The sequence below is a fragment of the bacterium genome (genome assembly GCA_016873475.1).
In the GTDB taxonomy this organism is placed as follows: domain Bacteria; phylum Krumholzibacteriota; class Krumholzibacteriia; order JACNKJ01; family JACNKJ01; genus VGXI01.
The window spans coordinates 1-13,178 of sequence record VGXI01000005.1; the positions used below are offsets into that span (position 1 = coordinate 1).

At 71.0% G+C, this 13,178-nt stretch carries 9 protein-coding genes; all 9 read left to right on the plus strand.

Annotation, left to right across the window (positions count from 1 at the left end; translation table 11 throughout):
- Positions 1 to 406, plus strand: a 406-nt coding sequence (locus FJ251_01025; protein MBM4116320.1) for a glycine dehydrogenase, incomplete at its 5' end; no start/stop codon positions are given.
- A complete protein-coding gene (locus FJ251_01030) occupies positions 403 to 1,884 on the plus strand; it encodes a glycine dehydrogenase subunit 2 (protein MBM4116321.1) in 1,482 nt (493 codons plus the stop codon). The genes FJ251_01025 and FJ251_01030, both read left to right, overlap by 4 nt.
- Before the next feature lie 65 nt (positions 1,885 to 1,949).
- Positions 1,950 to 2,639, plus strand: coding sequence for an octanoyltransferase (locus FJ251_01035; protein ID MBM4116322.1), 690 nt, complete (start codon positions 1,950 to 1,952; stop codon positions 2,637 to 2,639).
- 31 nt (positions 2,640 to 2,670) lie between these two features.
- Entirely contained in the window at positions 2,671 to 3,669 is a 999-nt protein-coding gene (locus FJ251_01040) for an ABC transporter ATP-binding protein (protein MBM4116323.1), read from the plus strand.
- Positions 3,666 to 4,481, plus strand: coding sequence for an ABC transporter ATP-binding protein (locus FJ251_01045; GenBank protein ID MBM4116324.1), 816 nt, complete (start codon positions 3,666 to 3,668; stop codon positions 4,479 to 4,481). Before FJ251_01040 ends, FJ251_01045 begins: the two co-directional genes overlap by 4 nt.
- A gap of 207 nt (positions 4,482 to 4,688) precedes the next feature.
- Positions 4,689 to 7,742 carry a TonB-dependent receptor gene (locus tag FJ251_01050; protein MBM4116325.1) on the plus strand — a complete coding sequence of 1,018 codons (3,054 nt, stop codon included), beginning with the start codon at positions 4,689 to 4,691 and terminating at the stop codon, positions 7,740 to 7,742.
- Positions 7,743 to 7,780: 38 nt separating this feature from the next.
- Positions 7,781 to 10,297 (plus strand): hypothetical protein, encoded by a 2,517-nt coding sequence (locus FJ251_01055; GenBank protein MBM4116326.1) that lies wholly within the window; start codon positions 7,781 to 7,783, stop codon positions 10,295 to 10,297.
- Between the two features lie 55 nt (positions 10,298 to 10,352).
- Positions 10,353 to 11,285, plus strand: coding sequence for a UPF0164 family protein (locus FJ251_01060; GenBank protein MBM4116327.1), 933 nt, complete (start codon positions 10,353 to 10,355; stop codon positions 11,283 to 11,285).
- A 46-nt stretch (positions 11,286 to 11,331) separates the two neighbouring features.
- On the plus strand, positions 11,332 to 12,855 hold the full coding sequence (locus FJ251_01065; GenBank protein ID MBM4116328.1) for a GWxTD domain-containing protein: 1,524 nt from the start codon (positions 11,332 to 11,334) through the stop codon (positions 12,853 to 12,855).
- Positions 12,856 to 13,178 lie beyond the last annotated feature (323 nt).

Consider the following 13,178-nt stretch of genomic DNA (forward strand, 5'->3'; position numbering starts at 1 on the left):
GCAACACATCCGCCGCGAGAAGGCGACCAGCAACATCTGCACGAACCAGGCCCTGATGGCCCTGGCCGCCACGGTCTACCTGGCGAGCCTCGGCGAGGCGGGCCTGCGGGCGCTGGCCGCAGGGCTCGCCGACCGCGCGGGCCAGCTCGCCGCGCGCATCGAGCGCCTGCCGGGCTGGCGCCTCGCCTTCACGGGCGACCTCTACCAGGAGTTCGTCGTCCAGGGGCCGCGGCCGGCCGCGGAGATCCTGCGCGCGGGGCGCGCCCGGGGCATCGCCGCCGGCATCGCCCTGGGCGAGGACTTCCCGGTGCTCGGGCCCACGAGCCTGCTGGTCACCGTATCCGAGAAGCACGGCCCGGCCGAGCTGGACCGCTTCGTCGCCTTCCTCGCGGAGGCCGGGGCATGAGCGAGACGATCTTCGCCAAGAGCCGCCCGGGTCGCCCGGGCTTCGCGCTGCCCGCGAACCCGGCCCCCGGCGCCGCCCGCCTGGCCGCCGCCAAGCGCCGCCGGGCGCCGCTGGGCCTGCCGGCCCTCGGCGAGCTGGAGGTCCTGCGCCACTACGTCGGGCTCTCGCTGCGCAACCACTCGATCGCGCGCGGCTTCTACCCGCTCGGCTCCTGCACCATGAAGTACAACCCCGTGCAGAACGAGCAGCTCGCGGGGCTCCCCGGCTTCGCGGGCGTGCATCCGGCCCAGCCGGCCGAGACCGCGCAGGGCTGTCTCGCGCTGCTCGCCGCCCTCGAGGAGGCCCTGGTCGCCATCACCGGGATGGCCGCCTTCACCCTGCAGCCGGCCGCCGGCGCGCAGGGCGAGTTCGTCGCGATGCTGATCGCCCGCCGCTACCACCGGGATCGCGGCGAGGCGCGCGAGGTCGTCATCATTCCCGACAGCGCGCACGGCACGAACCCGGCCAGCGTGGCGATGGCGGGCCTGCGCCCGCTGACGGTCAAGTCCGGCCCCGACGGCCTGCTGCACCTGGACGCCCTCGAGGTGGCGCTGAGCGCTCAGGTCGCGGCGGTGATGCTGACCAATCCGAACACCCTCGGCCTCTTCGAGGCCGAGATCGAGGCGATTGCCGCTCGCGTCCACGCCGCCGGCGCCCTGCTCTACATGGACGGCGCCAACATGAATGCGCTCGTCGGGCGCGTGCGGCCGGGCGACATCGGCTTCGACATGATGCACCTGAACCTGCACAAGACCTTCTCGACGCCGCACGGCGGCGGCGGCCCGGGCGCCGGTCCGGTGGGGGTGCGCGCGGATCTCGCCCCGTACCTGCCCGGCCTGCGCGTGAGCGCGGGGCCGGACGGCGGCCTGCGCGCGGCGCCCGCGCCGCAGAGCGTGGGCGAGGTCCACGGGCACCACGGCAACTTCGGCATGCTGCTGCGCGCCTACGCCTACATCCTGCGCTACGGCGGCGACGGCCTGGCCGACATCAGCGCGGGCGCGGTGCTCAACGCCAACTACCTGCAGGCGCGCCTGAAGGGTCTCTTCGAGGTACCCTATCCGGGCCCGTGCCTGCACGAGTTCGTCGCCAGCGGCAGCGGGCTGCGCGCCCACGGCGTGCGGACGACGGACGTCGCCAAGCGCCTGCTCGACTTCGGCGTCCACGCGCCGACGATCTACTTCCCGCTCATCGTGTCCGAAGCGCTGATGATCGAGCCGACGGAGACCGAGACCAAGGAGACGCTGGACGCCTTCGCGGGCTTCCTGGAGCGCATCGTCGAGGAGGCCGCCCGCGAGCCGGCGCTGCTCACGGGCGCTCCGCACGCGACGCCCGTCGGGCGTCTCGACGAGGCGCGGGCGGCCAAGCTGCTGGAGGTCGTCGAGCCCCTGGCCGAGGAGCCGGCGCCCGCGCCCGCGGCCGAAACGCGGGCGCCCCGCTGAGCGCCGGCGATCGGCCGGGCGCCTGGCGCCTGCGGCGCGACGGGGCCGCCGACGCCGCCACGAACATGGCGCGCGATCTCGCCCTCTTCGAGGCGCTCGAAGCGGGCGAGCCCGGGGCCCCGCCCACCCTGCGGCTCTATGCCTGGCGGCCCTGGGCCGTCTCCCTGGGCAGCCACCAGGAGCCCGCGCGCGCCCTGGACCTCGCCGCCCTCGCCGCCCGCGGCTATGACTGGGTGCGCCGGCCCACCGGCGGCCGGGCCGTGCTGCCCGCCGACGAAAACACCTATGCGCTGGCCGCGCCGCTGGCCGGGCCCTTCGCCGCGGGCCTCGCGAGCACGCACCGGCGCATCGCGGCCGCCCTGGCGCGCTTCTACCGCGGGCTCGGCCTGAGCGTGGCGCTGACGCGCCCCGCGCCGCCGGCGCTCCTGGATCCGCGCAGCCCCGCGCCCTGCTTCGCCGCGCCGGGGCTCGCCGAGCTGGCGGTGGCCGGCCGCAAGCTGGCGGGTTCGGCCCAGCGCCGCGGGCGCCGCGCCTTCCTCCAGCACGGCTCCCTGCCGCTCGGCCCCGCCCACCTGGAGCTCGCCCTGCTGCTTCCGCTGGACCCCGCGGCGCGACTGCGCTACCAAGAGGGCCTGGCGGCGCAGACGGTTTCGCTCGGCGAGCTGCTGCCCGCGCTGCCGCCACGAGAGAGCCTCGAAGCCGCGCTCGCCGCGGCGTTCGCCGAGGAATTCGCCGTCGTCTGGCTCGGAGCCTGAGGCCCCGTCCGCGTCGAGCCCGGAGCCCGCCATGAACGCACCGCCCAGCGCCACGCCGCCGGCCGCCGCGGCTCTGCTCGAGGTGAGCGGGCTCTCCGTCGCGATCCGCGGCGCGCGGCCGCCGCTCCGGCTCGTCGAGGACTTCGCCTGCCGGCTGGCTCCCGGCCAGACCCTCAGTCTCGTCGGCGAGTCTGGCTGCGGCAAGAGCCTGAGCGCGCTCGCGCTGCCGGGGCTCCTGCCCCCCGACCTCGAGCGGACCAGCGAGCGTCTGCTCTGGCGTGGGCGCGAGATCGGCGGCCTCGCCGAGCGCGAGCGGCGCCGTCTGCGCGGCGCCGAGATCGCCTTCGTCTTCCAGGAGCCGCTGAGCAGTCTCAATCCCGTGCTGACGATCGGCACGCAGATCACCGAGGTCCTGAGAGCGCATCGCCGGCTCGGCCGGGCGGCGGCCCGCGCGCGGGCCCTCGCACTCCTGGCCGAAGTGGGCGTGCCGGCGCCGGCCGAGCGTCTCGGCGCCTACCCGCACGAACTCAGCGGCGGTCTCCGCCAGCGGGCGCTGATCGCGATGGCCCTGGCCTGCGATCCGGCGCTCCTCATTGCCGACGAGCCGACCACCGCCCTGGACGTCAGTCTGCAGGCCCAGGTGCTCGCGTTGCTCGCCGAGTTGCAGCGGCGCCGCGGCCTGGCGCTGCTGTTCATCACCCACGATTTCGGCGTCGTTTCCCAGCTCGGCGGGCGCGTGCTCGTGATGTATGCGGGGGAGGTGGTGGAGTCGGCGCCGACGGCGGCCCTGCTCGAGGCGCCCGCCCATCCCTACACGCGCGCCCTGCTCGCGAGCCTCCCGCGCCTGGATCGCAAGTGCGAGGCGACCGGCATCCCGGGATCGGTGCCGGCGCCGGGCCGCGCGCCGGCGGGCTGCCGCTTCCGCGACCGCTGTGGCCTCGCGCGCGCGGGCTGCGGGGAGCCCCAGATCCTGCGGCCCCTGGGCGCTGGCCGCGCCGCGCGCTGCTGGCTGGCGGAGGCCTCCGCGTGAGCGCCGGCGGGACGGCGGCGCCGGGCGCGGCCCTGCTCGAGTTGCGGGGACTCGTCAAGCGCTTCCCCGGGCGCGGGCGCAGTGCGGTGAGCGCGCTGCGCGGCGTCGACCTCGACCTGGCCGCGGGCGAGATCCTCGGGATCGCCGGCGAGTCGGGCTGCGGCAAGACCACGCTCGCCCGCTGCATCTTGGGCCTGGAGCGGCCCGACGCCGGGAGCGTCCGCTTCGCGGGCCAGGACCTCGCGGCGCTGGATCGTCGCGCCCTGCGCCGCCTGCGCCGCCGCCTGCAGATGGTCTTCCAGGACCCCTATTCCTCGCTCAATCCGCGCCTCAGCGCGGCGGCGATCGTGGGCGAGGGCCTGGCCGTGCACGGCCTGGCCCGCGGCGCCGAACGGGCGCGCCGGGTGGCGGCGCTCCTGGAGCGCGTGGGCCTGGATCCGGGGACCGCCGATCGGCGGCCGCGGGAGTTCTCGGGCGGCCAGCGCCAGCGCATCGGCATCGCGCGCGCGCTGGCCTGCGGGCCCGAGCTGCTCGTCGCCGACGAGCCGGTGAGCGCGCTGGATGTCTCCGTCCAGGCGCAGATCCTGGCCCTGCTGGAGGACCTCCGGCGGCGAGAGGGGCTGAGCGTGCTGATCATCAGCCACGATCTGGCCGTGCTGCGCCAGCTCTGCGATCGCATTGCGGTGATGCGGCAGGGCGAGTTCGTGGAGAGCGGTCCGACGGCGGCGCTGCTGGCGGCGCCCCGGCACGCCTACACGCAGGCCCTGCTGGCCGCCGTGCCGAGGCTGGGAGGAGCGGCCAACCCCGCGTGAGCCAGTCCCCGCGCGCCCTGGCGGGAAGAATCCGGTTGACTCAAGCCTTTGCCACTCCCTACATTATGGCCGATCAGGTTGACCTCCCCCCATCGATCGGACCCGTGGCAGCGAGAGCGCCGCAGCCGGCCCCCCAGGGGCTGGCGGGAGTGGGCGACAAGTGCCGCGCTGGCGCGGGCTTCCGGTGTTCGAAGGGAGCGGAACGCCATGTCGAAGGGGATCCGCATGTCCGGTCGCCGCACGCTCGCCGCCAGCCTACTCCTCACCCTGCTCCTGGTTCCGCAGTTCGCGCCGGCCCAGCAGATCGGCACCGTCCGCGGCGTCATCACGAACGCGGAGACGGGCGAGCCGCTGCCCTACGCGAACGTGGTCGTGGAGGGCACGAGTTTCGGCGCCATGACCGTCGAGGACGGCAGCTTCTCCTTCGTGCTGCCGGCGGGGACCTACACGCTGGTCGTCAGCTTCCTGGGCTACGAGCCCGGCCGCCGCGAGGGCGTCGGCGTGCTCAGCGAGAAGACGACCACGGTCGACGTCGAGCTCAAACCCAGCGTCGCCCTGCAGCTCGAGACGGTGCTGGTGGAAGGCGAGGCGCCGGTGGTCGACGTGAAGAGCTCGGAGACCACCAAGTCGAAGGACCAGGAGGACCTCAACGCCTTCGCCGTCGACAACGTGCAGGAGGCGATGGCCCTCGAGGCCGGCATCACGATGAAGGGCGGCGACCTCTACGTGCGCGGCGGTCGCTCCGGCGAGGTCTCGATGATGATCGACGGCGTGCCGGTGAACGACCCCCTCGGCGGCGCCGTGCAGGTCTCCAACGTCGCGGTGGCCGAGGCGGAGGCCGTCATCGGCGGCATGGACGCCGAATTCGGCAACGCCCAGTCGGCGGTCTTCAACATCGTCACGCGCGAGGGCGGCAGCCAGTTCGAGGGTTCGGTCCGCTACTGGACGGACGACTACGGCCGCCAGGACAAGACCTACACCAACTACGACCGCCTCGCCGTCGGCCTCGGCGGCCCGCTCGTCAGCGACAACTTCCGCTGGTTCCTCTCGGCCGAGGCCGAGGGCAGCGACGGCGAGGACCTCACGCTCGATCGCCGGGACGAGTGGACGGGCCTGGGCGGCCTGCTCAAGTTCAAGGACCGCGCCGACGCCGGCCTCAACTTGCAGAACAAGGTGACCTGGCGCGTCAATCCCGACCTCAAGTTCAACCTGGAGTCCAGCGCCGCCTGGGACAAGAACGACGGCTACGTCCACAACTGGAACCAGGAAGGCTACGTGAACCGCCTGCACATGTTCGAGCGCCTGGAGCTGAGCGGCGAGACGGACGACCAGGGCGAGCACTTCTACTACGTCATCCGCGGCACCATGCCGGTGCTCCATGGCCCCTGGTACGCCGAGTACCGCGCGAACAAGGAGCGCCAGCGCCAGGGCCTGCCGAACGACTTCCAGAAGGTCCTGGTCAAGTACAAGCCCTCGGGTGCCGGAGCGCCGGTCTACGAGGTGGTCGATGCGATGCGCGTCAAGAGCGCCTACTCGGGCACCGAGTTCCTCGTGCTCACCGACGAGCTCTTCGACGGCTTCCTCGACTCCCTCAGCCGCTGGAGCTACGTCCGCGACGACTCCTCGCAGGTCTACTACAACTCGGCCGAGCACACGCCGGCCAGCGACAACTTCACCAACAGCGTGAAGCTCGTCACGGTGCACAACATCAGCGAGGACGTGTTCTACAAGCTGGCCCTGACGCGCCTGGACTTCCAGCGCCACAGCGCCGTCAACGACCAGCAGCCCTGGGAGTACAATACGGCCGGTCTGCCCGCGACCCTGCACAACGGCGCCACCGTGCGCTCGGTGGCCGGCGAGATCTACTACACGGACCCCAACAACCCCTTCCTCGCCTCCGCCTACGACTATCCCGTCTACTTCGACCGCGAGTCGGTGAGCTGGATCCTCAAGTTCGACCTCACCAGCCAGGGGCTGGGTGGGCACAAGTTCAAGACCGGCTTCCTTGCGCAGTACAACGACATGTACAACGAGCAACTCACTTCGCCGGGCCGCACGCGCATCCTCGTCGACGATCAGACGGGTCGCGTGCTGGGGACGGCCCAGGGCACGAGCGCCAACATCTTCCACAACTACGCGCCGCAGACCGCCTTCTACATGCAGGACCGCTGGGAGTACCGCGGGATGGTCGTCAACGGCGGGCTGCGCTACGACCTCTTCAGCCCCGGCACCGGCGTCGAGATCCTGCTGCGGGCGGAGGGCGTCGACCCGACGATCCAGCGCTACAAGCAGTCGCTGAGCCCGCGCCTGGGCCTCGCCTTCCCGATCACGGATCGGGACGTGTTCCACTTCCACTACGGCCGCTTCATCCAGGCGCCCGCGAACAACTACCTCTTCCAGAGCCAGGACCCGAACGCGGGCGTCGGCATCCTGGGCAACCCCGACCTCAACCCGGAGATCACCATCTCCTATCAGGCCGGCGTCAAGCACCAGTTCAGCGAGCACGTGGTCGGCGACTTCGCGCTGTTCTACAAGGACATCTTCGACCTGATCTCCTCGGCGACCGCGATCGACACGATCAGCGGCAACCAGTTCGGCCGCTACATCAACAAGGCCTATGCCTCGGCGCGCGGCGTCGAGATCACGCTCAGCCGCCAGTTCGCCGACAACTACGGCGGGCAGGTCGCCTACACCCTGAGCTACGCGGACGGCGTCGCCTCGGATGCCGAGTTCGGCGCTACCAGCGCTTCCGGCCTCACGCATCTGCCGACGAAGGAGTTGCCCCTGGGCTGGGACGAGCGCCACTCGCTCTCCGTCACGCTCCGGCTCGCCGATCCCGGGAGCTGGGGCGGGTCGGTGATCTACAGCTTCGGCTCGGGCTTCCCCTATACGCCGGCCTTCCGCTACGTCCGCCGGCAGGATCCGGAGCTCGAGAACAGCCGCCGCTACCCAGCCACGCACAGCCTCTCGCTGCAGGCGGAGAAGTACTTCAATGTCTGGGGGCAGGATCTGACCCTCTTCTTCGACGGCCGCAACCTGCTCGACCAGGAGCAGATCGCCAGCCACGACCCCGGCATCTACCCGGGGCTGCGCTATGCCCAGAACGCCTACACCACCTACCTGACCGAAACGGGTCAGTACGGCGGCGCCTACCTGGCCGACATGGACGGCGACGGCGAAGACGAATTCCACCCGGTGGAGGACCCGCGGGTCTTCAGCCCGCGGCGGATCTTCCGCATCGGCTTCGGCTTCGAGTTCTAGCGACGGGGCTGGGGGACAGCCGCCGGAAAGGACCCGGGATGTCTGCACGCAACCAGAAGTTCGCCGCGTGCCTGGGCAGCCTGCTCTGCCTGGTACCGCTCGCGCTGCCGGCTGCCGCCCGCCAGGAGTTGCCGGCGGGCTACAGCGCCCTGCCACAGGGCTCCCAGGGCACGCTGGTGCTGGACGGCACCTTCGTCCACAACGTGGGCGAGCTGCAGATGAACATCACGAACTTCGGCGTCTTCGGCTCCTACCCGAACAGCTTCTTCCCCATGGCCGAGTCGCCCTCGGCGCAGTGGCCGGCGGGCAGCGGCGTCGAGTACCTCTGGGGCGCCGGCCTCTGGTGCGGCGCCCGCGTTTCGGGCATTCCCCGCGTCTCGACCAGCGATTACGGGCTCTGGGAGTTCCGCCCGGGCATCGAGCCGATCTACACGCTCTACCGCAGCTTCGAGGGCACCCGTGGCGGCAACCGCCTGCCCTCGCCGGCGGCTGACGACGACAACGACGGCAAGATCGACGAGGATCCCCTCAACGGCTTCGACGACGATCGCGACGGCGCCGTCGACGAGGACTACGCCGCGATCTCCAACCAGATGTTCCGCTGCACCTATCGCGACGACCTGCCCGAGAGCTTCGCCAACTCGGCCGACCACCAGCCGCTGAACCTCTTCGTCGTCCAGGAGACCTATCAGTGGGAGAACGACCGCGTCGACGACTTCGTCGGGGTGGAATTCACGGTCTACAACATCGGTGAGGCAACGCTGGAGGACTTCTACCTCGGCTTCTTCGCCGATGCCGACGTCGGCGCGCGCAGCCGCCCGAACAACTACGAGGACGACCTGGTCGACGTCATCGACGCCTCGGCCTGCGTGAAGAAGGGCGCCTTCGAGATCCCGGTGAAGTACGCCATGGGCGTCGCCTACGACCAGGACGGCGATCTCGACGGCGACTCGCCCGCCCTCGGCCAGATCGGCATCATGTTCATGGGGCACACCATCGATCCTGCCGGCGTCGTCGCGCCCGTGCGGACGACGCTGCGCTCCTGGCAGGCCTTCAGCGGCAGCGCCTCCTTCGAGGACGGCGGCGACCCCACGAACGACGAACAGCGCTACGCCCTGATGAGCGCCGAGACCAGTGACAAGAAGGCCAACGTGCCGCGCGACTACCGCATGCTGCTCTCGGCCGGGCCCTTCCTCGTTGCCGCTGGCGACAGCCTCAGGTTCCAGGTCGCCTTCGTCGTCGGCCTCGGGCGGGAGGGGCTGCTCGAGAACGCCGCCCAGGCGAAGCTGACCTACGACGGCAACTGGTTCAATCTCGACGGCGACATCGGGACGCCTGCCGCCTACTGCGCCGAGACCTTGCTCTTCGATCCGCTCAGCGACATCGAGTGGAGCAATCCCTGCGATTCCCTCGCGCCGCCCATCCTGGTGCCCAAGGGCACTCGCGCCTGGGTGAATGACGACTGCCGCTTCGAGAACGAGGCCAATGCCCTCTGCCAGCCGGGCGCCGTCTACGGCTCCGAGGACTGGTGGTGCACGGGCGTCGACGGGCTCGAGCGTCAGATCAACTGGCTCTACGGCTCGCCGCCGCCGCCGCCCAACCTGCGTATCTGGCCCACCGAGGGCAAGAACGTGCTCTTCTGGGACAACTTCAGCGAGACGATCCCGGACGTCAGCGAGCTCATCTACGACTTCGAGGGCTACCGCATCTGGCGCGCCGACAACTGGGACCGCCCCTTCGGTTCCTCCGAGGCCAACGGTCCGAGCTCGGACCTCTGGATGCTGCTCGCCGAGTACGACCTCCAGAACGGCCTCGGCGCCGACACCGGCCTGGAGAGCCTGCGCTACCAGCCGAACATCGACGCGTCGCTGCTCACCTTCTACACCGATGCGCTGATGGACAACCCGAACATCCAGTCCGCGCGGGAACTGCTGCCGCCAACCGGCTACTCGCTGGCCGAGGCGGACACGGCGATCGCCGTCGCCAAGACGCAGCTCGGCTTGCCTGGTGGCAAGCTGTACTATCGCTACGCGGACACGCGCGTGCACACCGGCATGCACTACTTCTACTCGGCGACGGCGCTGGACCACCAGCGGGTCTTCCAGGACGGCGTCCAGATCGGCTTCGCCGAGGGTCTGTCCGGCGACCCCTCGAGCGGCTTTCTCTACACGGTGCCGCAGAGCGCCAGCCAGCCGAGCTGGAAGTACAACAAGGACGCCGTCTACGTCGTGCCGAACCCGGCAACGCGCAGTTCGATGGCGCCCTGGGCGCTCAATCCCAACAACGACGATCCGACCGGCCTCAAGGTCGAGTTCCGTCACCTGCCCGCTGCGCGCTGCACGATTCGCATCTACACGCTGGCGGGCGATCTGGTGAAGGAGATCGTCCACGACCAAACGGCCGCCATCGCGACGGGGGACTACGCCTCCACGGGCACGGCGGGGTGGGATCTGGTGAGCCGCAACGGCCAGGACGTGGCCAGCGGCGTCTATATCTTCTCGGTGGAGGCCGACGGCTTCGAGCGGGCGGTCGGCAAGTTCATCGTCATTCGCTGAGGACGGGGCCCCACGGGGAGCCGCTTCGGACACGAGTTCCTGCGGGAGGTAGAACGTGAGACGCACAGCGCTGTTGGCAATGGCCCTGATCCTGGGTGCGGGGTCGGCGCAGGCGCAGATCTTCGAGAAGGTCGGCACCTTCGCCGCCCAGTTCCTGAAGATCGGCCCCACCGCACGCGCGGCCGGCATGGGCAACGGCTTCGTGGCCGTCGCCGACGATGCCAGCTCGACCTATTGGAATCCGGGCGGTCTCGTCGACGTGCCGCGCACCGGGCTCCACCTGAACCACGTCGAGTGGCCGGCGGACGTCAAGCTCGACTTCCTGTCCTATGCCTTCCATACGCCCTACCTGCCCGGGGTGCTCGGCCTGACCGCCCGTGCGCTGACGATGGATCCCCAGGTGGAGCGCACGATCTACCTGCCCGAGGGCACGGGGCGCGAGTTCGACGCGGGGGACATGAGCTTCGGCCTCACCTACGCGCAGTACCTCACCGAGCGCTTCTCGACGGGCTTCACGGTGCATTTCATCCACATGGGCCTGGCCGACAAGGCGGTCAATACGACGGCCTTCGACTTCGGCCTCGTCTACCGCATCGGCATCCGCGGCATGCGCCTGGGCATGGTGGTGCAGAATGCGGGCGGCGAGGTGGACTTCGATTCCAGGCCGGCGAAGATGCCGATCATGTTCAAGGTCGGCCTGTCGGCTGACGCCTTCGACTACGGCCCGCACCACATGACCGGAGTCGTCGAGTTCAGCCATCCGCCGGACAACAAGGAGCGCGCCAACCTCGGCGTCGAGTACGGCTTCAACCGCTTCCTCTTCCTGCGCAGCGGCTACAATGCCGGCTACGACGCGAGTGGAGTGGCAGCCGGCTTCGGCGTGGCGGTGAGCACGAGCGAGCGCTCGCGCCTGTTCGTGGACTACGCCTTCGAGGATCTCGACCGCATGGGCGAGGCGCACCGCTTCAGCGTGAGCTTCGCCTACTGATCCCGACCCGGTGGACGCGGCGGGCGACCGCCGGGGGGGGCGCACGGTGAGCCCAGAGCCCGGAAGCACTTGGCTGACGGCGAGCCACCGCTGGGCGGTTGGGCTCGGGCTGGCCGCGTTCCTGGCGACCGGCCGCCCTGCGCTGGCGGCCGCGCCGCTGCCGCCGGCGAAGGGCGACTTCAGCCTGTTCGCGCTGGCGCTCAGCGAACCCGCCGGCGATGGGCGCAGCCGCCTCACCCTCGTGCTGGAGTTCCCCGCCGTCGAAATCGGTTGGCGGGCGCGGGGCGACAGCCTCGTCGCCAGCCTGGATTGCCGCTGGTCCCTGCACGCGCTGGGGCGCGAGGCGGCTGCCGTCGCCGAGGCGATCGAGTTCGCCCGCAGCGCCGAGACGGAACTCGCCAGTCTCGTCTACCTGCGCGCGGTCGAGCTGCCGCCCGGTGAGTACCGTCTCGAGATCGACTGTCGCGACCGCCAGCGCCGCGAGGGCGGCCTCGCGGGGCTCTTTGCGAGCCAGCCGACCGCTACCCTGAGCGCGACCCTCGCCGTGCGGGATTTCAGTGGCGGCGGCCTCGGCGACCTGCAGCTCTTCCGGCTCACGCCAGCGGGGGACATGGCGAGCCCCAATCCGAGCGGCCTCTACGCGGCCGGAGAGGGCGCGCTGGAGCTGGCAACGGCCTTCGCGCCGCCGCCGGACGCGCCGGCCGGCCATTTGGCGCTCACGCTCACGGTCCGGGATGCGGCCGGTGCGCTGCGGCTCGAGAAGCGCGGCGGCTGGAAGTACGAGGCCGGCGAGCTCCTGCCGCTGCGCTACCGGCTGCCGCTGGCGGATCTGCCGGCCGGCGACTACCGCCTGCAGCTCGCGGCGCGGAGCCCGGGTCTCGACAGCCTGGCCGTTGACTGCCCGCTCAGGATTCGCGGCGGCGGCGCGCCGAGCGCGGAGGCGCTTGCGCGGCGGGCGGTCGAAGCCCAGCTTTTCCTCGAGGGCGATGCCTTCGCGGGCTGGCAGCGCCTGCCGGCGGGCGAGCAGATCGCCCAGTTGGACGCTTTCTGGCGGGCCCAGGATCCCGATCCCGCCACCGAGGCGAACGAGGTCTACGACGAGTTCCTCGCCAGATACCGGGCGGCTCAGGCCCGCTATGGAGGCTTCGGACCGGGCGCCCTCAGTGACCGCGGGCGGATCCTGATCCGCCTCGGCGAGCCCGCAAGCATCGAGGGCGAGGCCGTGCCGCTGAATCGCACCGGGCTGAGCAACGCGGTGCGCGGCCTGCACGGCGAATCGGAGGTGGAGCCGGGGATCTCGGGGTTCGGCGACGATCCCGGCCAGGGCGCGGGGCTCCAGCGCGGCAGCGATCTGGCCCGGGACCTGAGCGCGATCGGAACCGGAGGCGCCGTCAACTTCGGCGACGACAGCGAGGCCTACGAGGTCTGGACCTACGAGTTCGGGGGCGCTCCCCTGCTGCCGCCGCAGCGCCTCCACTTGAGGCGACCGAGCCTGCAGCTCATTTTCGTCGACCGCAGCGGCACGGGGGACTACACCCTCGTCTATCGGTCGGAGGACTTTGATTTCTAAGGAGTTGGAGGATAAGGCGGGGACTTTTTCGTTTGACAGGGCTTTGCGGGGCCTCCTATAGTGGAGCGCCCTTGAGTCCGCAGTTACCCGCTATGCCAACGCAATGCTTCACAGGGGAGTCCGGGGCCCGGGTGCCCGCGGGGCGGGCTGGGTCCGGACGGCAATCACGCATGAGCTCTAAGGAGTTGGGATCGATGAACAAGTGGAAGCGCCTCTCGTGGGCAGTCTTCGCGGTGGGGATTCTCACCCTGCTGTTCAGCGCGCCGGCCTTCGCCCAGGAGAGCGGGGCTCCCGCGGGGGGCGCCTACCGGATCGCCCCTGGC

Coding starts and splice junctions, on each gene's coding strand:
- FJ251_01030 (MBM4116321.1), top strand. CDS start 403: ATGAGCGAGACGATCTTCGCCAAGAGCCGCCCGGGTCGCCCGGGCTTC.
- FJ251_01035 (MBM4116322.1), top strand. CDS start 1,950: ATGGCGCGCGATCTCGCCCTCTTCGAGGCGCTCGAAGCGGGCGAGCCC.
- FJ251_01040 (MBM4116323.1), top strand. CDS start 2,671: ATGAACGCACCGCCCAGCGCCACGCCGCCGGCCGCCGCGGCTCTGCTC.
- FJ251_01050 (MBM4116325.1), top strand. CDS start 4,689: ATGTCGAAGGGGATCCGCATGTCCGGTCGCCGCACGCTCGCCGCCAGC.
- FJ251_01055 (MBM4116326.1), top strand. CDS start 7,781: ATGTCTGCACGCAACCAGAAGTTCGCCGCGTGCCTGGGCAGCCTGCTC.